Here is a 20,584-nt window from a genome sequence, read left to right on the forward strand (position 1 = left end):
GCGTCAGGCGGCCGCCCGGCCGTCGGACGCCCCGTACGCGGTGCCCAGGCACGCCTGGGCGGAGGTGCCCCGGCGGTCACAGGTGACGGCGAACGCGTCGGCGAGCGCGCTGATCAGGTGCAGCCCACGGCCGCGCTCCGCGGTGCGGGACGCCGACGCCGGCCGGGGCGCGGTCGCCGGCTTGCCGCCGTCGTGGACGGTGATGCTCAGTGTGCCGTGGCCATGGTCGAGGCGCAGCACGATGGGCGGCGCACCGTGCTGGACGGCGTTGGCCACCAGTTCGCTGACCAGGAGCTCCGCCACGTCGGCCGTGGGCTCGCCCACCTGCCAGCGGCGCAGGTGGGACCGCACGGCACGACGCGCCAGGGCGGCGGCGTCGGTGCGCGTGGGCAGATGCCACACCGCGTGATCGGTGTACCGCGCCCCGTCTTCGGGCTCCGGTACGGCGGCCGTGGTTCGGCGGGTCAGCGACATGGCCCTCTCCATTCGGGGGATCGGAGAGCTGCTCCGGCAGTTCGGGGCAGCTTGATCAGGTCCTACTCCAGGACAACCCACTGGGACCCGGAGCACCCCAGGCAAAAACCCCAGTCCTTGTCGTCCCAGTCCTTGTCGTCCTCGTGCTGGTCGCGCACCCAGGGTCCGCCCGGGTGCCGGGGCCCCGGGGAGCACGGAGGCGCGGCCNCTGCCGACTCGGCCGCGCCGCCTGACGCGTCAGACGCTGCGTCCGCTGCCTTCCGCTACGTCAGTGGAGGGTGAAGGTCTGGCATCCGGTGCTCGTGGGGCGGGCCCGCTGCACCAGTGCGCGGTGGTACCAGTCGCTCGACGCGGTGGTCGAGGAGCAGGACTCGTTGGAGCTCAGCGACAGGTTGCTGTTCCTGTTCACGATGTAGTACTCGCTGGTGTAGTTGTTCTTCTTGATGAAGCTCCACTCCTGGTTCGCGTTGCCCGTGCTCTTGCAGGCGTACTGGATCACCTCGGCGCGTTCGGCCTTGGATCCGCCGCGGACGTCCATGCACTTGCCGCTGAGCTTGTTCCTCAGCTCGTAGTACCCGTCCTCGTCGCTGTCGGTGACAAGCCACGTCTGGTTGTCCTGAAGGTTCCAGCTGTTCACCGGCCAGAGCTGGAGCGCCTTGCCGTTGTCCAGGGACCTGTCGGGGACGTCCACGTACAGCCCCGGGTCGCGGTTGAGGTTCATCCTGATCAGGAAGTTGCGGCCCAGCTGCGGACCGAGCCCGCCGCAGTGCTGCTGCTGCTCCGCGTCCGACATCAGTGCGCTGTCGGAGACGAAGCCCGCCTTGGGATTGAACCCCTCTGTGTTGAGGGTCTTCGCAGTGATCGTCTGGTTCCACACCTTGCTGTCGTTGTTGGTGGACTCGCCCACGGCGTCCGGGTAGACACCGACCGGGTAGGTGAGCGTGACCTTCATGTCCACATGCTCGATCGGAGCGACGTACTTGAGCGTGCCCTTGTGACGTGCCGCCACCGGGATGTCCACGCTCTCGCTGACGTTGAACGTGTTGGTCCAGGTCCAGGTCTGGCTCTTCTGTACCTCGGCCGACAGGGCCATCGTGAGTGCGCTCTCCGCGCCCGTGAACGTGTAACCGAACGAACTCCCGCTGGAGTAGCTGTAGGACGCCCACTGGCCTCGGTTGTACGTCAGCGACTGATTTCCGTCGGCCTTGTCATCGCAGTTGTAGTAGGGCGGCGCCTCGTCCATCACCTCCCAGAGGGTGCGCCTGTTCCCGTTGGTGCCGTCCAGCTCGACCTTGCAGCTGGTGGTATTGACGTTGCAGTCGTTCACGAAGTCCGGGTACTTCACCGTCACCGGGTGCAGCGGTGTGCCATTGCAGGTGTACCGAACCCGGATGACCTGCGCGTTCGAGGTCCCGTTCCAGATCGAGACCCTGGTGGAACGCTCGTCGATCTCTCTCGTCTGCGTGTGATCGACGCTGATGTTCCCGTTGTTCCGCTCACCGTTCCCGACATTGGTGATCACTGTGCCCTCCGGGCAGGTCACCGTCCAGTTCTCCCGCTGCCATGGATCGAATCGGAGCTTGGCCGACTGGTAGGTGACCTCGCCCGCGGAAGCCGGAGTGGTCGCCGTGACGACGACCCCTCCGGACAGCACCGCCCCCAAGGCGACGGCGGTGATACGCCGTGATGCCCTCATGGAACTGCCCTCCCTTACCGTGATTGACGCCCCATTGCGCCAACCGCGGCCAGTCTGGCCAGGGTCGGGTACGCGGCGACCTAGGGAGTTCCCCCGGTTTCCCCCTCGCCGGTTTCCGCGGTCGTCCTTTCCCGGGAAATGGGCGTGACGACGAGCCCGGGGTGCGGGGGATGGTTTCCTCCGGGCTCGTCAGAGCCATCCTCCGTGCTGAACTGCACCTGCCGCCCTAGGGATTTACCCTAGGGCGCCCATGGGCGGGGCGCCCCTACTGTGCGGAGGCCGTCGCGTGACGCCACGGGCGCCACGGATCCGGTGATCAGCTCATGCCCTGCACGCACAGAACGAACGACAGGTGGTACATCCATGGACGCTCTCAGGGGTTCCGGATCGCGTACTCGGGGCGGACCGGCGCGGCGACGCCGCGTCCGGTGGGCGACGGCGACGGCGACGGTGGCGCTGCTGACCGTGGCGGTCAGCGGAGCCGCGCACGCCGCCGGCGACTCCACCGAGCCGTGGAAGGAGCCGGTCGATCCGTGGGCCAAGGGAATCTTCAAGATCTCCCTGTACCAGTCGCCGGATTACGTCTGGGACGTGCCGAACTGGTCCACGAGTCCCGGGGTGCAGCTGATCATATGGGAGAACAAGGAGCTGGCGGAGAAGGACCGGAATCAGCTGTTCCAGCTGGACGGCGTCAGCGGCATGACGAACGTCTACAAAATCCGGTCCCTGGATTCCGGCCTGTGCGCACGGGACCCTGATCCCAGTTGGGCCGACGAGGGGCGTGTGGTGCAGGACCTGTGCGGGGCCGCCGGAACCCAGTACGACGCCATGTGGGAACTGAAGGCCACCGTGGTGTCGCCGTATAAGAGGATCTGCAATGTCAGTACCGGCAGATGTGTGAAGGCGGGGGTGGCCGGACTGAAAACCCAGGTCTCCTCGGCGGCGGACGCCTGGGCCTTCCTCAACTACGGGATCAGGACGAGCTAGATCCGCCCTTTGCGCGGTGGCCCGGCCGGCCATACGCTGACTGCATCGGGGCTCCAGGAAAGGCAGAGTGTTCGGCATGTCCGTCAATCGGCCGGCGGCCCTCACCGAAGTCGTCGGGAACCTCCACGAGGTGGAGGTCTCCTGGCCCGATCATTTCGGACACGTCCTCGGCCAGCGCATCCCCGCCGAAAGGTTCCCGGAACGGGCGTCGGGCCTCGGATTCCCCTTTCCCGACGGGCTTTTCGCCATGAACGCGGACGCCGAGGTCCAGTTCGACGCGCGGCAGGCCAACTGGGACACCGGCTACGCGAACGTGTACGCGCTGCCCGACATGGACACGCTCCGGCCTCTGCCCTGGAGGGACCGTGTCGGACATGTCGTCGCCGACATCGTCGACCGGCACGGTGAGCCGGTCGCGACGAGTCCGCGGGCTGTTCTCCGGCGCATGGTCGACCGCCTGGCGGGGCTGGGTTTCGAGGCCTTCGTGGGAGTGGAGTACGAGTTCTATCTGCTCGACGCGGACGGCTCGCTGCTGCACGACGACATCCACGCCCACTCGCTGGAACGCGCCAATCTGCTGGAGCCGGTCATCGGCGAGTTCAGCGGACCCCTGAGGCAATTCGTGCCGGTCGAGAAGATGCAAACGGAATACGGTCCCGGCCAGGTCGAGATCAACCTCGTCCACCAGACCGCGCTCACGGCGGCGGACGATGCCTTCCGGCTGCGGTATGCCGTACGGGAAACGGCCCGCCGGGCCGGACTTCTGGCGACGTTCATGGCGAAGCCGTTCACCGGTTTCTCGGGCAGTTCCTGCCATGTGCACATCTCGCTCTGGCGGCAGGGCGAGCCGGCGTTCACGCCCGAGGAGGATCGCGAGAGCGCGGAAGCCCGCAACGCGATCGCGGGTGTTCTGCGCCACCTGCCGGCGCTCACGCTGTTCGGCGCGCCCACGGTCAACTCGTACAAGCGCTACATGAAGAACTCCTTCGCGCCGACGACTGTCACCTGGGGCGGCGACAACCGCACAGGGGCCGTCCGCTCACTGGTCGGGGCACCCGGCGACAGCCGGTTCGAACTGCGCACTCCGGGCGCGGACGCCAATCCGTACTGGGCGATCGCCGCGGTCCTCGCGGCGATGATCTCCGGGATCGAGGACGACGCGCAGCCCCCTCCGCGCGGCGTCGGATATCTCTACGGGGACGAGCATCTGCTGCCCGGCACCCTGGGCGAGGCGCTGGCCGCCACCCGGGCCGACCCGGCCCTGATCGAGATGCTGGGCGACGACGCCGTGCACGACTACCTGGTCGTGACCGAGTCGGAATGGCGGGCCTACACCACCCAGGTCACCGCCTGGGAGCTAGATCGCTACCTGAAGCGCGCGTAAGGCCCGGACCGCGGCCGTGGCCGGAGGTGCGGAGAAGCCTGGTGAGGAAGTTTTCGGATATATGCTGAATTATGCACCTGCGCAGCCCATCGGAGGCACGATGGGTGTGACCGTCGACGGCGAAGAGCCGCTCTTCGTGGGCCGTGAGGAAGAGCTGCGCTGCCTGGCGGACTGTGCCTCCCGCACCCGGTCCGGAGAGCCGTGGGTGGTGCTCGTCGAAGGCGTGGCGGGGGTGGGCAAGACCGCTCTGCTGCGCCGGTGGCTGGCCGGCGAGGACGGCCGCGACGGCACCCTGCTGCGGGCGTTCGGTGACGCTTCGGAGTCGGACCTGTCGTTCGGCCTGATCGGGCAGCTCATCGCCCCGGTGCCACGCGCACGGCGCGAGAGCTTCCCGCTGCTGCGCGAGGGCGCCCCGTCGGCCAGGGCCTCGTCGGTGCACGTGGGCGGGCAGCTGCTCGGACTGCTGGACGACCTGCAGGACGGCGAAGGACCGGTCGCCCTCATCGTGGAGGACGTCCACTGGGCGGACCGCGCCTCCCTGCAGGCGCTGGGCTTCGTCCTGCGCCGCCTGGAGGCCGACCAGGTGCTCACCGTGTTCACCACCCGCAGCCCCGCACCGGAGGAGATCCTCAAGCTCGTCATGGACCGGCCCTGGGGGCTGCACCTGACGCTCACCGGCCTGGACGAGGAACCCATCGCCCGGCTGATTCGCCACACCACCGGCCACCAGGCCACCGCGCGGGTGGTGTCCCGGCTGCGGGAGCACACCGACGGCAACCCCCTCTACCTGAGCACCCTGCTGGCCGAACTCCCCGCCGGTCTCCTGCTGCAGCCGCCGGCGAACGGCATGTCCTGGCCCGTCCCGGCCTCACTCGCGGCCGCCGTCCGCCGGCAGCTCGACGCCCTCCCCGCACCGTCACGGGCACTGGTCGAGGCCGCGGCCGTCCTGGACCGGCGGATGCCCCTGAGCGGGGCGGCGCGGCTCGCCGACGTGGACGATCCCGCCACCGCCCTGCAGCCCGCGCTGGCAGCGAACCTGCTGCGCTGGTGGCCCACCGAACCCACCACCCCGATCATGATCGCCCACGCGCTGCAGCGTGACGCGGTCATCGAGGCCCTCGGCCCCGGCCGGCGCCGCCGGCTGCACCACCAGGCCGCCGACCTCGTCGACGACGCCGCCTCCTGGCGCCACCGGGTCTCGGCCGCGCGGGGCCCCGACGACCACCTCGCCCAGCAGCTCGAAGAGGCCGCCGAGCGGTGCCTCGCCGCCGGGGCGACCGAACGCGCCACGACCCTGCTGCTGTGGGCCTCCGACCTGGCCACCACCCGCCCGGAACGCGAACGCCATCTGCTCACCGCGGCGGCCCGGCTCCTCCCCGTCACCCAGGTCGCCCGCCTCCAGCAGTTGCTCCCCCGCATCCAGGCCTGCTCGGCCACCCCCCTGCGGTCCGTGGCGCTGGGAACCTGCGCGATGCTGAACGGAGGCCTGGAGGAGGCCGAGGCGGAGCTCACCGCGGCGTTCGAGGCCACCCGCGACCGTCCGGCCGACCACTGGACCGCCGCTCTCGCCGGTACGTCCCTGGCCTGTACGCACCTCTTCCGCGGCGAAGCGGAAGCCGTCGTACGCGTGTCCCAGCAGGTCCTCGGGCTCGACGAGCCCGCGGACTACGTCGCCCGCGGCTTCCTCGCCGACGGGCGTTCGTACCTCGACGGCCCGTCCGCCGGTCTGAAGGCACTGGAAGAGCTCGCCCCCCTGCCACCGGCACCGCAGGTGACCGAGGCCGACTACTTCCTGCTGACCTACCGGGGTTTCACCCGGATGCTGTGCGGCATGCCGACCGCCGCGCGCGAGGACCTGACGCACGTCCTGCGCCTGAACGAAGGCGGCGTCGCCCATGGCCTGGAGGAGCTCGCCACGCTCTATCTCAGCGTGGCCGACTACTGGACCGGCGCCTGGGACGACGGCGCCATGCACGCCGACCTCGCCCTCACCACGGCGACCACCGAACAGCGCCTCTATTCCCTCGCACCGGCCTGCAGTTACGCGTCGTGGACAGCGGCCGGCCGAGGAGAGGCCAGGCGCGCCCAGGAACTGCTGCGCACCGCCGAACAGCACGTCCTGCCCTACAACGCGGGCGTCGTGTCGATCGGCTGGGCGCTCGAAGCCCAGGCCCGCGCCGACTGGCCGGCCATGCTCGACACCGTGGACCGCATGCTGCGCACGCGTCCGGCGGACCTCCGGATCCGCCAGGTGTTCTGGAAGCCCCTGGAGGTCGAGTCCCTCCTCCGCAACGGCCACCTCGACCGGGCCGCCGCCGCCCTCGCCGAACTGGCCGCGATGGCCGGGACGTACCCCTGCCTGCGCCTCGCCCTGGCGTGGCTCTCCGGTGAACTCGCCCGGCGACGCGGCGACGTCCCCGCCGCCGAGAACCACTACAGGAACGGGCTCGCGCTGCCCGCCGCTCCGGACGACCATGTCCTCCACCGGGCCTTCCTCGCCCACGGATACGGACAGCTCCTCGCCGCCACCGGACAGTCCGGGCAGGCCCGCACCTGGCTGAAGCGCGCCCTCGAGCGCTACACCGCGCTGCAGGCCCTGCCCTTCGCCGACCGCTGCCGGGCCGACCTCGCCGCCGCCGACGGCTGGACAGGCACCGCCGCCGAGGCACCGGTCCCTCCGGTCCTGACCGGCCTCACCGACCGCGAACGCGACATCGCACGCCTGGTCGTCCAGGGCCTGACCAACAAGGAGATCGGCGAGCACCTGTTCATCAGCGGCAAGACCGTCGAATACCACCTCGGGAACATCTACGGAAAGCTGCACCTCACCAACCGCCGCCAGCTCCGAGACCACATGTGGCAGCGGACGCGGTGACGGTCAGAGGGCGACACCGAGGCTCCGCAGGTACGCGAGGGGGTCGGTGTGGGCGGAGTAGGTGTTGCTGGTGCGTACCTCGAAGTGGAGGTGCGGGCCCGTCGAATTGCCGGTGCTGCCCGACAGACCGAGCTGCTGACCCGCCGTCACCTGCTCGCCCGCGCTGACGGAGACGGCACTGAGGTGGGCGTACAGGGAGAACATCCCGTCGACGTGCCGGACGACGACCGCGTTGCCGTAGGCGCCCTGCCACCCGGCCGACACCACGGTGCCCGGCGCGGCCGACCACACCTGGGTGCCCGTGGGCACGGCGAAGTCGACACCGGTGTGGTAGCCGGCCGCCCACCCGCCGGGCTGGCGGTACCGGGCGGTGATGACCGCGTCGAGCACCGGCGCCGACGCCGAGAGCCGGGACGCGGCGGCCGCGGGAGCCCCGGCGGCGGCCGCCGGCGCCGGCGTCGGCGGTGGCGCCTCTCCGCCCCCACGGGTCAGTCCGGCCCTCACCGAACAGACCGGCCACGCGCCCGGTCCCTGCACCTTCAGGACCTCCTCCGCGACGGCGATCTGCTGCTCCTTCGTGGCCAGGTGCGCGTTCGGCGCGTACTGGTGGCCACCGAACTCCGCCCAGGTGCTGGGCAGGAACTGCAGGCCGCCGTAGAAGCCGTTCCCGGTGTCGACCGACCAGTTGTTGGAGCTCTCGCACGCGGCGACCTTCTCCCAGGTCTCGCGCGAGGCGGCGGCCGCGGGCGCTGTCGTGGCGGCGAGGGTGAGCGGCACGGCGGTGGCGGTGAGGAGGAGCGCCGACAGCAGGCGTCGACGGGCGGGCAGGCCGAAAAAGGCATGGGGGTGGCGCATGAGGGGGGTCCTTGCCTGAGAGAAGTGGGGGGTACGCGATAGCCGGGGTCAGTTCGGCACAGGGGGTTGACGGCTGATGGTCGGGTCCATCAGAACCGATCCGCCGGCACCTGAACCCCGGCAAACTCCCTAGGATCCGCGCCCCGTCCGCCTGTGGCGTCGCACGGTGACCCTGGCCGCAGGCTCCGCCGCACACTGATGACGCCGCCGGCGAGCATGCAGGCCGCCACCGCTCCGACGTCCCACGGGATCCCTGCCCCCAGCGGTCCCGTCACACCGACCGCGGCAGTGACGATGACCGCCGGGAAGCCCCCGCGGCCGCACCGCCGGCGACCGGCGGGCGTCTGCTTCCTCGCCGCCGCCTTGCCAAGGACCGCCACCGGGAACCACCTCACACCATAGGGAGAGGTCCAGCATGGGAGGCCCGGCCGTTCCGCACCCCAGGGAGAATTCCCGGTCCGTGCCGGCCGGCCTAGGGAAAACCCCCAGCTTGATCGTTTACCGCTTGTTCCCCGGTCGACGCCGACCTTAGCGTGCAGGTCATCCCCACATGACGGACCGTCATCTGGGTCTCGCATGCCTTCTCCCAGGCGCATCAGTCGACATGAGGTACCCCTTGAGCACTGTGCTGTTCGTGTACGCCAAAGGCGGCCCACCGCTCTCCTACGCCATAGCCCGGATATCCGCCCATGCGACGGTGCACATCCTGGCTCTGGCGCCCATGCCGTCGCCGGACCGCGAGGCATGGGAACCCCACTGCGCGTCCGTCGTCCACGTCCCGCCGGGCACCGAGGACGACGTGGTGCGGCTCATCGCCGACCGCGCCGGCGCGGTGGGTGCGGACGCCGTCATGACACTGTCGGAGTTCGCGGTGATCGCCGTCGCCGAAGCGTGCGAGAAGCTGGGCCTGCCCGGAGCCGGCGGCGGCGCCGTGGCCGCCCGCGACAAGCGGGCGATGCGGGCCGCCTGGCAGGCGGCCGGCGTACCGGTGCCCGGCTTCGTCCCCGTCCACGACGAGGCGGACATGCGGGCGGCAGTGGACCGGCTCGACCTGCCCGTGCTGCTGAAGTCCGCCTGGAGCGTGGGCTCGATCGCGCACCAGGTCATCACATCCGAGGCGGACGCCGTCGAGGCATGGGCCAGGTCGGTCGGTGTGATCGAGGACTCCGCCCGCGCCGGTCTGGAGGAACTGCGCGTCCCGCAGGCCCGGGGCCACTTCCTGGTCGAGGAACTGGTGGCCGGCTCGGCCGATGACTGGTACGGACCCGAGAGCGGCTGGGGCGACTACGTGAGCGTCGAGGGCATCGTCGCGGACGGCCGCTACCACCCGCTGTGCATCACCGGGAAGCTGCCGACCATACCGCCCTTCACCGAGCGCGCCAGCATCTCGCCCACCACCCTCCCCGAGCCCGCGCAGCGAAGGATCGAAGAGCTGTCCCGGGCGGCCGTGAACGCCCTGGGGCTGTCCACCTGTGCGACCCACACGGAGATCAAGCTCGGTCCGCGCGGACAGATGTGGGTCATCGAGACGGCCGCCCGGTTCGGTGGCGCCATGACCGTCCCGCAGGTGGAGTCGGTCTTCGGCATCGACATGATCGGGATGCTCACGCGCCAGCTGCTCGGCCGGACCGTCGGCTACCCGCCCCGCATGCTCACCGAAGGCCACGGCGCCACCGCGTCCCTCCTGATCCACCCCGTCCACCCCGACGGCACACCCTGGACGCCGCTGCCCGTCTGGGACTTCGACGCCGTGCCCTGGCACACACTGCTGAGCCCGGGCGGTCACATCGAGGTGGTGCCCGAACTCTCGCGCCCGAACGGCACGCCCACGGTCCCCTACGACGCGGCGGGCGGATCCACCTCGATGGCGGCGCTCTGTCTGGTGAGCGGCGCAGACGCGACGTCCGTCGCCGATGACTGCCACCGCATCGTCGAGGCCCTTCCCCGACTGCTGCCCCTGGGACGCGGCGTCCGCGAGGAGACGACCAGGTGACCACAACCGACAACACCGTCGTGGGCGCACGCCTCACCAAGCCGCTGTTCGAGCGGCTCGCGGGCGCCCTGGCCGGCCACCCCTACGTCAAGATCGTCGTCGACCGGGCCGAGAACACCTGGCACGTGCTGGACACCGCGGCCCACTCGTTCCACGTCCGGTACATCGCGACATGCCTGTGCGGCATGACCCTGGACGAACTGGAGGAAGACGTCGACGCCTTCAACGCGAGCGTCTACACGGGCGACGACCGCAGGTTCCTGCTGGGCATCCTGTCCCTGCACACACGGACCGGCGAGCACCCCGGCCTGGCGACCCGCTACGACGAACGCCCCTTCATGGTGCTGGAGACCACCGAGGCCGACACCATGGGCGCCGAACTGCTCACGGAGCTCTACACCTTCGTACGCGCCCGCCTGGACGACTCCCTGCCCCTCCTGCTCAAGCCCGCCACGCACGCGCAGGAATCCGCGCTGGTCGGCGTGCCGGAGTCGAAGGTCCCGCGGATCCTCAGCCACGAGCTCTTCGCCGCCGCCGAGTTCGTGCCGCTGAACATCGCCTTCGCCCGGGGCCGCCTCCGCCACTTCTCCTCCGAGGAGGAGTACCGGAAGGCACGCGAGCACCTCACCTGGTACGACATCGTCGCCATGCCCGTCGTACCGGACGACATCCCGCGCGTGGCCGGCCTGATCAACGGCTCTCCGACCACCCCGCTGTCCCACACCAACGTGCTGGCCGCCGGCTGGGGCGTCCCCAACGCCATCGTCCGCGACATCGACGCACGCGTCCACGCCGACGACCTCGACGGCGCATGGGTCCACTACGAGGTCTCCGACGGGGGCCTCCGCCTCTCGCGCACCTCCCCTCCCGAGACCCTCACGGAGCCGCACTGGCAGACCCACCGCATCCGCCTCGACCCGCCCGACACCGACCGCGCGCCGGTCACCCCCCTGAACCGGCTGCGCGCCGCCGACCGCGTACGGTTCGGGACCAAGGCGGCCAACCTCGGCGAGCTGCACCACATACTGCGCCACGGCTCCACCGAGCTGCTCGGCTACTACAGCAAGCCACGGCCACCGCGCCCCAGCCTCCTTCCCTACCTGCAGCGGCGGTTGCGGGTCTCCCACGAGGACGAGCTGCGGGCACGGGCGGCGGCGTTCCTCGCCCGGCGGTTCCGCGGGCCCGACGGCCTCGCGCTGCCCTTCTCCCTGAACCAGCGGTTCCTCGCGTCCTCGCCGACGATCCAGCAGTGCATCGGCAAGCTGAAGATGGCACTCGAACTGAACGAGCTGGACGCCGTCGACGCGCTGTGCCTGCAACTGCAGGGCCTGATCCGCACCACCACCGTGCCGGTCGGCATCGAGCTGGAGATCAGGGACAAGATCAGCCAGCACCTGGGGACGGCCCGGCCCCTCGTCGTCCGCTCGTCCTCCAACGCCGAGGACCTCCCCGGGTTCTCCGCGGCCGGGATCTACGACTCCGTGGTCTCCGTGGCGGCCTTCCCGCATGTCCTCGACGCGATCCGGCAGGTGTGGGCCTCGCTGCTCTCCCCGCGCAGCGTCCGGCTGCGCCACCAGGCCGGCATCTCACTCGACGACACTTACATGGGCGTCATCGTCCAGCGGTACGCCCCGGCCGTCCTCGGAGGCGTCATGGTCACGTGCGACCCCACACGCCCCAAGGACTTCCGCGGGGTCTATCTGAACTGCGCCGCGGACTCCGCCGACGTCGTGGACGGCAGAACGGCTCCCCTGCAGTACCTGTACAACACCGTCGAGGGCGGCGGCAGAACCGTTTCCCTGGGTGCGGCGGACACGGACGTCGAGCCGGCCGTCAAGGAGCGGCTGGCCGACCTCGCCCTGGCCGGGCGGTTGCTCCAGTCCCACTTCGCCGTGGACGACCCCGATGCCTCCCCGCTCGACGTCGAGTGGCTGCTCGCGGACGACGGCCGCATCCACCTGCTGCAGATCCGCCCGTACAGCGCGTAGGCGCCATCCGGGTGAGCCGGTGCACGCGGACCCCCCGCGCGTGCCGGCTCACCCGCCAGCCCACGGATCGTCAACCCCCGAAGGCCCTTCGCATGCCACGAGCCCTCTCACGCCGGCCGTTCGGCCGCGGGATCCGGCCCCACGCCTCCGTACGCCGGATCATCGCTCTCAACAACGGCTTCCAACTGCTCTTCAACCTGCACTGGTGGATGCCCGTCTTCTACACCTACCAGCGCGAGGCCGGCCTCGGCGACGCCGAGATCTTCGGCATCCAGAGCGTCTACTACGTGGCGTTCTGCTTCCTGGAGATCCCCACCGGCCTGATCGCCGACCGCATCGGGCCGCGGCGCTGCCTCTGTCTCGGCGCGGTCGTCATGACCGCCGCCAACGCGACGCCCGCGCTGTGGCCCACGTACACCGGCTTCCTCGCCCACTTCCTGGCCATCGCCGTGGCCCGGTCCCTCGTCTCCGGAGCGGCCAGCGCCTACCTGTACGAGTCCCTGCACGCCCACGGCGAGGGCGACCGCTACCTCCAGGCCGAGGGAAGCGCACGCGCCGTCGGGCTCGGCGCCAAGATCGTCTGCTGGCCGTTCGCCGGACTGCTCATGCAGTATGTGCACGCGGCGCCGTACCTACTCAGCGCTCTGTGCAGCGCCGCGTCCGTGGCCTGCGCGCTCGCCCTGCCGCCGCTGCCCGCCGCGAAGCGGGAGCCGGCCGGTCACGCTCGGCCCGAGCCGCGCGCCGAGCCCGCCCGGACGGGCCTCGCCGCCACGGCGCGGCGCATCGCACACGACCTGCGCTCCTCACCGCGTCTGGGCCTGTTGATGCTGCAGGGCATCGCCCTCTTCACACTTGCCCGGATATCCCATGTGAACCTCTTTCAGCCGATGCTCCTGGACAAGGACGTCGCCGCCGCTCACCACGGGACGGTGCTGTCCGCCATGACGCTGGCCGAGGCGATCGCCGCCGCCCGCCCCCGGTGGATCCTCCGACACCTGCGCGGGAGCACAGCGGTGTACGCGCTCAGTCTGCTGATGGCGGGCTGTCTGGCCGCCGTGGTCGTCTCGGGCGGCCTCGCCACCGCCGCCTGGCTGTGCGTGTTCGCGGCCGCTGCGGGCATGGCGTTCCCCATCCAGCGCTCCTTGGTCAACGACGCCATCCCGCCCGGCGCCGACCGGGCCACGCTGCTCTCACTGGAGTCGCTCCTCGACCGGGGCGTCTGCGCCGTGGCGGCCGTGGCGGTAGGCGCCTACCTCTCGGCGGGCCGCCTGGACGAGCTCCTGTTGCACGTGGCACTGGTGACCGTGGCGGGACTCGGGGCGCTGATCGTCGTCGCGAGGGCCGTGTCGTCCCGGCCACGGCCCAGGTGACGCCGGGCTATGGGGTCATCGGGTGTCGCGGCCCGTCCGGGCGCGGCGAACCGCCGCCGCCCTCGGGCCCGTACCTGGCCACGAGCCGCGTGAGGTACGGCGCGTCCAGACCCCGCCGCTTGGTGTAGTGGTTGGCGATCAGGTCCGGTCGAGGTCGGCTCGGGTGTGCAGCAGCCTCGGGTGCGCGAAGGCGCGGTCGGCCGCGGAGGCCGGGGTGGTGGGGAGTGCGGTGCCGACGGCGGCCGTGCCCGCGGCCGTGCCGGCGATCTTCAGTACGTTCCGACGGCTGATATGTGCTCTCACGTGCTTCGGGTCCTCGGGTCTCGTGTGTCTGCCGATGCGTGTGGCTACACAGGGGAGGCGCGGGGACCGGCGCGCGATAACAGAAAGCGAGGGGGATCGTCTCCCGGCGGGGGAACGGCCCGCCGTGTCAGGATGCCGGGCCGAGGATCGTGCCCATCGCGGCGAGCACGGACGGCTCGACGCGGTAGTAGACCCAGGTGCCTCGCCGCTCGGAGGTGAGGAGACCGGCCTCCTTGAGCTTCTTCAGGTGGTGGGAGACGGTCGGCTGGGACACGCCGACGTCGGAGATGTCGCACACGCACGCCTCTCCGCCCTCGTGCGAGGCGACGGCGGAGAACAGGCGGAGGCGGACCGGGTCGCCGAGGGCCTTGAACATCTTCGCGGCGGTGTCGGCCTCGTCCGCCGTCATGGGGCGTTCGGTGAGGGGCGGGCAGCAGGGCGCCACGTCGGCGCCGGCGTCCGGCTCCAGCAAGGGAAGCGCCTTCACTTTCGACATATGTCTATGTTGACACACGTCGAACCAGCGAGCATCGGCCTTCGGCCTCGACTTTGATGAATGTCTATGTTGACGGGTGTCGAAGCAGGTGCCATGCTGGCCGTGCAGGCCATCGACAGATGTCGAATCAAGTCAGGGAGTCACTGTGACCGCGACCGCCGAACTTCCCGTCGTCGTGATCGGCGCCGGACCCACGGGTCTGGCAGCCGCCGCCCATCTGGTCGAGCGAGGGCTGCGCCCCCTGGTGCTGGAGGCGGGACCGGTGGCCGGCGCGGCCGTCCGGGAGTGGGCGCACGTACGGCTGTTCTCCACCTGGGGTGAGCTGACCGATCCCGCGGCCGAGAAGCTCCTCGCCCCGACCGGCTGGACGAAGCCCGAGGCCACCGCGTACCCCACCGGCGGCGAGTGGGCCGCCCACTACCTCCAGCCCCTGGCGGACGCGCTCGGCGGCGACCGCGTCCGCTACGGCACCACGGTCACCGGCGTCTCGCGCGCGGGCCGGGACCGGATCGTGGACGCGGACCGCGAGGCCCAGCCGTTCGTCGTGCACGTCACCACCGGCACCACCGACACCGCCGACGGCAGGCGCGAGGAGCGGATCCTGGCCCGCGCGGTGATCGACGCCTCCGGCACCTGGTCGACGCCGGGCCCGGCCGGTGCGACCGGCCTGCCCGCGCTCGGCGAGAAGACCGCGGCGGACCGGATCTCGTACCGCGTCCCCGACCTCGACAACGCCTCCGTACGGGCCCGTTACGCGGGCAAGCGCGTCGCCGTCGTCGGCTCCGGCGCCTCGGCCTTCACCGCACTCGCCGGACTGGCAGCCCTGGCCAAGGCCGAGGACGGCACCGGCACGCACGCCGTGTGGGTCCTCCGCCGGGGCATCGGCGCCTCGACGTTCGGCGGAGGCGCGGCCGACCAGCTCCCTGCGCGCGGCGCGCTGGGCCTGGCGGCGAAGGCGGCCGTCGAGAACGGCCACGCGGAGGCGGTCACCGGCTTCCGCACCGATGCCGTCGAGCGCGACGGCGACGGCCGCCTGGTCCTGGTCGCCGACGACGGCCGCCGACTGGACCCCGTGGACGAGCTGATCGTGCTCACCGGCTTCCGCCCCGACCTGTCGTACCTCTCCGAACTCCGCCTCACCCTCGACGAACGACTCCAGGCCCCCGTCGAACTGGCCCCGCTCATCGACCCGAACGTCCACTCCTGCGGCACCGTCTACCCGCACGGCCACCGCGAACTGTCCCACGCCGAGCAGGGCTTCTACCTGGTGGGCATGAAGTCCTACGGCCGCGCCCCGACGTTCCTCGCCCTGACCGGCTACGAGCAGGCCCGTTCCGTAGCCGCCGCCATCGCGGGCGACACCGCGTCCGCCGACCGCGTCGAACTCACCCTCCCCGAGACAGGCGTGTGCGGCGGCGCAGGCCTCTACGACCAGCCCGAAGCCGACCAGTCCCACGCCACGCCCGAGCAGGCCGGCGGCTGCTGCGCCGCACCGGCCACGCTCCGGATCGGCGCCCCCGCACCGTCCGGCGGCTGCTGAACCCGTGACGGGAGTCCGTACCCGTACGGCCTCGACCGGCACAGGGGACCGGTCGAGGCCACGCGCCGCGCTTCCCGCGCTCTGCCTGACACAGATCACCGGCTGGGGCACGGTCTACTACGCCTTCCCCGTCCTCAACCCGGCCGTCACCGCCGACACCGGCTGGTCCACGCCCGCCACCACGGCGGCCTTCTCGGGAGCCCTGCTCGTCTCGGCCGCCGCGGGCGTACCACTCGGCAGGATCCTCGACGCCCGCGGCCCCCGCACCGTCATGACCACGGGCTCGGTCCTCGCCGTGACGGCGCTGCTCGTGATCGCGTACGCGCCCGGCCTCCCCGTCTTCGCGGGCGGCTGGCTCCTGGCGGGCGTGGCCATGGCCGCCACCTTCTACCATCCGGCCTTCGCCGCGCTCACCCGATGGTGGGGCGACGACCGCGTCCGGGCCCTGACGATCGTCACCCTGGCCGGCGGCCTCGCCTCCACGGTCTTCGCCCCGCTCACGGCCTTCCTGGCCGGACACCTCTCCTGGCGGGCCACGTACACGGTCCTCGCCGTGCTCCTGGCGGCCGTCACCATCCCCGCCCACGCACTCGCCCTGCGCGGACCCTGGCCCCCGGCACCTCCCACGGCCGGCACACGGAGCGCGGACACCGCGCGGGCGGCCCGCAGCCGCCCCTTCCTCCTCCTCCTCCTCCTCGCCGCCGCCTTCACGCTGTCCGGCTTCGCGATGTACGCGGTCGTCATCAGCCTCGTCCCCCTGCTGACCGCCCGCGGCGCCTCCACCACGGCGGCGGCCTGGGCGCTCGGCCTGGGCGGAATCGCCCAGACCCTCGGCCGCACCCTGTACGCCACGCTCGCCCGCCGCACCACCGTCACCGTCCGCACCACCGCGCTCATCGCCGCGGGCGGCGCGACGACGGCGGCCCTGGCACTCGTCCCCGGCCCGGTCCCCCTCCTGGCCCTGATCGCCGTCCTCGCCGGCACGGTCCGCGGCAACCTCACCCTCCTCCAGGCCACGGCCGTCCCCGACCGCTGGGGCACCGCCGCCTACGGCCGCCTGTCCGCCGTCCTGGCCGCACCGACCACGGTCGCCGCCGCCCTCGCACCCTGGCTGGCGGCCTCCTCGCCGACGCCCTCGGGGGATACCCGGCCCTGTTCCTCACCCTCACCGCGGCGTCGGCGCTCGCCGCGGCCCTGGCACTCGGCACGTCGACGCACGCGCCGACCGCAGGGGCGGGCGCAGGTGCCGGTCAGGAGCCGGGCGGGGCGACCAGGCCGGATTCGTAGGCGAGGACGACGAGTTGCGCGCGGTCGCGGGCGCGGAGCTTGGCCATCGCCCGGTTGACGTGCGTCTTCGCGGTCAGCGGGCTGATCACCATGCGGCCGGCGATCTCGTCGTTGGACAGGCCCTGCGCGACCAGGGCGACCGCCTCGCGTTCACGGTTCGTCAGTTCCCTCAGCCCCGTGCCGGTACCGGGGCTGAGCGGCTGGGCGACGTACCGGTCGATCAGCTTGCGGGTGATCGACGGTGCGAGCAGCGCGTCGCCGCGCGCCGCGACACGCACGGCGTGCAGGAAGTCCTCCGGCCGGATGTCCTTCACGATGAACCCGGCGGCGCCGGCACGCAGCGCGTCGAAGACGTACGCGTCGAAGCAGTAGTTGGTCAGGATGACGACGTGCACCCGCGCCAGCGCCGGATCCGCGGCGATACGCCGGGTCGCCTCGATGCCGTCCATGACCGGCATCTGCACGTCGACGAGCGCGACGTCGGGCAGGTGTTCCCGGGCGAGCGCCAGGCCCTCCTGCCCGTCGGAGGCCTCGGCCACCACCTCGATGTCCTCCTCGGCCCCCAGGAGCGCGCGGAACCCGCTGCGGAGCAGCGGCTGGTCGTCGACCAGCAGGACGCGGATCACGACGCCCGGTCCACGGGGATCTCGGCCTGGACGGTGAAACCGCCTTCGCTGCGCGGCTGCGCCCGCAGCCTGCCGCCCAGAGCGGTGGCGCGTTCGCGCATCCCGAGCAGCCCGACGCCGGGAGCCTGGGCGGCGGTGCCCGGCGTGGCCCGGCCGTCGTCGTCGACGCGGATCGCGAGAACGTCCGGACCGTAGCCGATCCGGACCGACGCCGTCGCCGCGGCGGCGTGGCGGGCGATGTTGGTGAGCGACTCCTGCACGATGCGGTAGGCGGTCCTGTCCACAGCCGCCGGCACGTCGTGGGGTCGCCCTTCGACCGTCAGCGTCGCGTCCAGGCCCGTCGTACGGGCCCGTTCCACCAGGGCCGGAACGTGGTCGAGTCCATGCGACGGGGCCTTGTCGTCGTCGCGCAGCGCCTCCAGGGTCGCCCGCAGTTCCCGTGCCGCCTCACCACCGGCCTGCTGGATCGCCAGCAGGGACTCCGGCACGTGCTCGCCCCGCTTGCGCGCCAGGTGGACGGCGACTTCGGCCTGCACCTTGATGACCGAGATCTGGTGGGTGAGCGAATCGTGCAACTCCCGCGCGATGTGCAGCCGCTCCTCGGCGGCGCGGTGCCGCGCGGCCTCCTCCCGGGTGCGCTCCGCTTCGTCCGCCCGCCGCTCGGCCTGCCGCAGCGCCTCGCCCGCGGCACCGGCGGCGATGAGCCAGGCGATCTCCAGGGCGCCGCGCGCCTGCGCGAACGCCTCGCCCGTGTCGTACGGGCCCGAGGCCAGGGCGGCGAGCGGGAGGGCGGCCAGCACGCCCACGCTCGCCGCCACCGTGACGACGCGGTGCCCCGCCCGCATCGCGGCGTACACCGCGAACAGGTACGCGACGGCGGGCACGTCGAAACCGGCCGCCTGGTACCCCACCGCGCACAGCCCCGTGACGGCCAGGACCGGAACCGGAGCGCGGCGGCGTGCGGCCAGCGCCAGGCCGCCCGCCGCGAGCAGCGCGTAGCCGAGCAGGCCGAGGCCCGAGGCGGAGTGCTGCCCCGACACTCCGGACGCCCCGGTGACCAGCAGCGTCGCCGCCATGCCGACGGCGATCGCCCAGTCCCCGACAGCGGCCCGGACACCGGATCGTCGTCCTGTCCTCATGGGCGCACCCTAGCCGGGTGCCGTTGCGGGCGGGTCCTGCTCGGGGACGAGAGTCCGCCTACCGCACACGCAGTATTTCCGCGGTTCCTGCGGCGTCCGCGGCAGCGCGCAGTGTCTGCGTCTGCCGGACGACGGGCGGCGGGCCGGGCGGACACGATTCAGGGGACGTCCTGCCGTTGGAAGAGAAGGAGCACCCCATGTCGGTACCCAGTCTGTTCGCCGCACCGGCGGCGGCCGCACACGTCTCGGTCCAGTCGGCCGCCGCCGGCGTCCTCACCATCAGCGCCGGGCGGCTCGGCGCCCTCGTGGCCGCGCTGGTCGGCCTGCTCGGCGTGGTCGTCGGCGGCCTGGCGCTGGCCCGCTCCGCCCGACGTACCGGTACCTGGTGGTCCGGGCGCAGCGGGGCGGTCGTCGCCCTGGTGGCGGGGCTGGCCGGCACGGCCATCGGCGGCCTGGTCGTGGCCACCTCCTCCGGCGGCATCGGCACCGGAAACGGGCTGGGCGGCGCCCTCCTGGCCCTGGTGGTCGGCCTGACCGGCACGGCCATCGGCGGCCTCGCCCTGACCCGCTCCCGCCGCACCGGCTGACCGGAAGCCACTCGGCACCGTGGCGCGCGCCGGCGGGGCCCGGGAGAGTGGGCCGAACCACCACGCGCCGCTACTACGAGACCGGTGACGTCGACGCGTTCTACGACTCCATCGCGGACGCCTCCCGCCGCACCGTCGAGGAGCCGGCCGGCAAGGTCGCCGGCCTGCTCACACCGGACGCCACCGTCCTGGACCTCGGCGCCGGATACGGCGGGCCCGCGCGCCACCTGGCCGGCACCTACGGGTGCCGTGTCGTCGCCCTCGACCTCAGCGAGGCCCAGAACCGCCGCCACCGCGCCAGCGACGACCGGGCGCGCACGCTCCGCGAGGCGGTCCGCGTCCTCAAGCCCGGCGGCGCGCTGGTCTTCACCGACCTGATGGCCGCCGACGACGCCCTCACGGACGCGCTGCGCCCCGCCGTGTCACGGCTGGGCGTCGACGCCCTGGCCACGCCGCGCTTCTACCGCGAGACCCTCGGCCGGCTCGGTGCCGACGACGTCGCGTTCGACGACCGGAGCGGCCACCTGCCGCGCCACTACGTGCGCCTCGTCGAGGAGACCACGCGCCGCGAGAAGGAACTCCGCGACATCATCAGCCCCGCGTACCTCGACGCGCTGCTCGACAACCTGCCCCTCTGGTGGACGCGGCCCGCCGCGACCAGCTCCGCTGGGGCTTCCTCCACTGCCGCCGCGGCTGACACCGCGCCGGTCCCGGCACGCCCGCCCGGCCCTGAGCCCCCCGCGGGAATGGGCCTCGCCGCTCCGGGAGTTGAACCCAGGCGGCGTCCCTGCACCCGGCCGGCGAGACGTTCCAACCGGTACGGCACGGCCCCGCTGAGCGTCGCAGGCGCGACCGCCGCCCGTACGGACGGGGGAGCGGCCGTACGGGCGGACGTCCCCGTCGAGGGCCTGATCGCCTGCCAGCGCGAGCTGATCCGCCAGGCGCACGCCGAGGGCGTGAAGACGTGCCGGCCGCGGCATCATG

The 20,584-nt window shown here is 72.1% G+C and carries 16 protein-coding genes and 1 pseudogene; 10 read left to right on the forward strand and 7 right to left on the reverse strand.

Annotated features, from left to right (window positions below):
- Positions 1-3: 3 nt before the first annotated feature.
- The gene (locus HTZ82_RS16950) at positions 4-474 is read right to left on the reverse strand and encodes an ATP-binding protein (protein WP_175410232.1); all 471 of its coding nucleotides are present in this window, start codon (positions 472-474) and stop codon (positions 4-6) included.
- Positions 475-742: 268 nt separating this feature from the next.
- Positions 743-2,170 carry an RICIN domain-containing protein gene (locus tag HTZ82_RS16955; protein WP_175410233.1) on the reverse strand — a complete coding sequence of 476 codons (1,428 nt, stop codon included), beginning with the start codon at positions 2,168-2,170 and terminating at the stop codon, positions 743-745.
- A 450-nt stretch (positions 2,171-2,620) separates the two neighbouring features.
- Between HTZ82_RS16955 and HTZ82_RS16960 the strand changes: the two genes are divergently transcribed.
- From HTZ82_RS16960 to HTZ82_RS16970, 3 genes are all read left to right on the forward strand, one after another.
- On the forward strand, positions 2,621-3,157 hold the full coding sequence (locus HTZ82_RS16960) for an RICIN domain-containing protein (protein ID WP_175410234.1): 537 nt from the start codon (positions 2,621-2,623) through the stop codon (positions 3,155-3,157).
- Between the two features lie 76 nt (positions 3,158-3,233).
- Positions 3,234-4,541 carry a glutamine synthetase family protein gene (locus HTZ82_RS16965; RefSeq protein WP_175410235.1) on the forward strand — a complete coding sequence of 436 codons (1,308 nt, stop codon included), beginning with the start codon at positions 3,234-3,236 and terminating at the stop codon, positions 4,539-4,541.
- A 100-nt stretch (positions 4,542-4,641) separates the two neighbouring features.
- Positions 4,642-7,416, forward strand: coding sequence for a LuxR family transcriptional regulator (locus HTZ82_RS16970; protein WP_175410236.1), 2,775 nt, complete (start codon positions 4,642-4,644; stop codon positions 7,414-7,416).
- Positions 7,417-7,419: 3 nt separating this feature from the next.
- On the opposite strand, the gene HTZ82_RS16975 is transcribed toward HTZ82_RS16970, so the two are convergent.
- On the reverse strand, positions 7,420-8,271 hold the full coding sequence (locus HTZ82_RS16975) for a peptidoglycan DD-metalloendopeptidase family protein (protein WP_175410237.1): 852 nt from the start codon (positions 8,269-8,271) through the stop codon (positions 7,420-7,422).
- A gap of 625 nt (positions 8,272-8,896) precedes the next feature.
- Between HTZ82_RS16975 and HTZ82_RS16980 the strand changes: the two genes are divergently transcribed.
- The 3 genes from HTZ82_RS16980 (at position 8,897) to HTZ82_RS16990 (ending at position 13,622) form a co-directional block, all read left to right on the forward strand.
- Complete coding sequence (locus HTZ82_RS16980) at positions 8,897-10,264, forward strand: ATP-grasp domain-containing protein (RefSeq protein WP_309235525.1); 1,368 nt, start codon at positions 8,897-8,899, stop codon at positions 10,262-10,264.
- Positions 10,261-12,252 carry a PEP/pyruvate-binding domain-containing protein gene (locus tag HTZ82_RS16985; RefSeq protein ID WP_309235520.1) on the forward strand — a complete coding sequence of 664 codons (1,992 nt, stop codon included), beginning with the start codon at positions 10,261-10,263 and terminating at the stop codon, positions 12,250-12,252. The genes HTZ82_RS16980 and HTZ82_RS16985 overlap by 4 nt, the downstream gene beginning before the upstream one ends.
- 92 nt (positions 12,253-12,344) lie before the next feature.
- Positions 12,345-13,622: an MFS transporter gene (locus tag HTZ82_RS16990; RefSeq protein ID WP_175410239.1), complete on the forward strand. Its 1,278-nt coding sequence runs from the start codon at positions 12,345-12,347 to the stop codon at positions 13,620-13,622.
- Between the two features lie 138 nt (positions 13,623-13,760).
- On the opposite strand, the gene HTZ82_RS16995 is transcribed toward HTZ82_RS16990, so the two are convergent.
- The gene (locus tag HTZ82_RS16995) at positions 13,761-13,925 is read right to left on the reverse strand and encodes a twin-arginine translocation signal domain-containing protein (protein WP_309235521.1); all 165 of its coding nucleotides are present in this window, start codon (positions 13,923-13,925) and stop codon (positions 13,761-13,763) included.
- Between the two features lie 127 nt (positions 13,926-14,052).
- Positions 14,053-14,421, reverse strand: a complete 369-nt coding sequence (locus tag HTZ82_RS17000) for a helix-turn-helix transcriptional regulator (protein ID WP_175410240.1) — start codon at positions 14,419-14,421, stop codon at positions 14,053-14,055.
- Between the two features lie 145 nt (positions 14,422-14,566).
- On the opposite strand from HTZ82_RS17000, the gene HTZ82_RS17005 reads away from it, so the two are divergent.
- Positions 14,567-15,961: an FAD-dependent oxidoreductase gene (locus HTZ82_RS17005; RefSeq protein WP_175410241.1), complete on the forward strand. Its 1,395-nt coding sequence runs from the start codon at positions 14,567-14,569 to the stop codon at positions 15,959-15,961.
- 4 nt (positions 15,962-15,965) lie between these two features.
- A pseudogene (locus HTZ82_RS17010) lies at positions 15,966-17,248 on the forward strand (MFS transporter).
- Here the strand turns inward: HTZ82_RS17010 and HTZ82_RS17015 are convergent.
- Both HTZ82_RS17015 and HTZ82_RS17020 read right to left on the reverse strand, forming a co-directional pair.
- A complete protein-coding gene (locus HTZ82_RS17015) occupies positions 17,212-17,874 on the reverse strand; it encodes a response regulator transcription factor (RefSeq protein WP_175410242.1) in 663 nt (220 codons plus the stop codon). The pseudogene HTZ82_RS17010 and the gene HTZ82_RS17015 overlap by 37 nt on opposite strands.
- A complete protein-coding gene (locus HTZ82_RS17020; RefSeq protein WP_175410243.1) occupies positions 17,871-19,013 on the reverse strand; it encodes a sensor histidine kinase in 1,143 nt (380 codons plus the stop codon). Before HTZ82_RS17020 ends, HTZ82_RS17015 begins: the two co-directional genes overlap by 4 nt.
- A gap of 197 nt (positions 19,014-19,210) precedes the next feature.
- On the opposite strand from HTZ82_RS17020, the gene HTZ82_RS17025 reads away from it, so the two are divergent.
- On the forward strand, positions 19,211-19,600 hold the full coding sequence (locus HTZ82_RS17025; RefSeq protein ID WP_175410244.1) for a DUF6223 family protein: 390 nt from the start codon (positions 19,211-19,213) through the stop codon (positions 19,598-19,600).
- Between the two features lie 47 nt (positions 19,601-19,647).
- On the forward strand, positions 19,648-20,584 hold a 937-nt coding region (locus HTZ82_RS32345), incomplete at its 3' end, for a hypothetical protein (RefSeq protein ID WP_309235523.1).

The organism is Streptomyces sp. TRM64462 (assembly GCF_013362995.1).
Taxonomy (GTDB): Bacteria; Actinomycetota; Actinomycetes; order Streptomycetales; family Streptomycetaceae; genus Streptomyces.

Excerpts from the sequence above, each read along its gene's own strand:
- HTZ82_RS17020 (WP_175410243.1), bottom strand. The coding sequence starts at position 19,013 with ATGAGGACAGGACGACGATCCGGTGTCCGGGCCGCTGTCGGGGACTGG.
- HTZ82_RS17000 (WP_175410240.1), bottom strand. The coding sequence starts at position 14,421 with ATGTCGAAAGTGAAGGCGCTTCCCTTGCTGGAGCCGGACGCCGGCGCC.
- HTZ82_RS16955 (WP_175410233.1), bottom strand. The coding sequence starts at position 2,170 with ATGAGGGCATCACGGCGTATCACCGCCGTCGCCTTGGGGGCGGTGCTG.
- HTZ82_RS16950 (WP_175410232.1), bottom strand. The coding sequence starts at position 474 with ATGTCGCTGACCCGCCGAACCACGGCCGCCGTACCGGAGCCCGAAGAC.
- HTZ82_RS16970 (WP_175410236.1), top strand. The coding sequence starts at position 4,642 with ATGGGTGTGACCGTCGACGGCGAAGAGCCGCTCTTCGTGGGCCGTGAG.
- HTZ82_RS16975 (WP_175410237.1), bottom strand. The coding sequence starts at position 8,271 with ATGCGCCACCCCCATGCCTTTTTCGGCCTGCCCGCCCGTCGACGCCTG.
- HTZ82_RS16990 (WP_175410239.1), top strand. The coding sequence starts at position 12,345 with ATGCCACGAGCCCTCTCACGCCGGCCGTTCGGCCGCGGGATCCGGCCC.
- HTZ82_RS17025 (WP_175410244.1), top strand. The coding sequence starts at position 19,211 with ATGTCGGTACCCAGTCTGTTCGCCGCACCGGCGGCGGCCGCACACGTC.
- HTZ82_RS16965 (WP_175410235.1), top strand. The coding sequence starts at position 3,234 with ATGTCCGTCAATCGGCCGGCGGCCCTCACCGAAGTCGTCGGGAACCTC.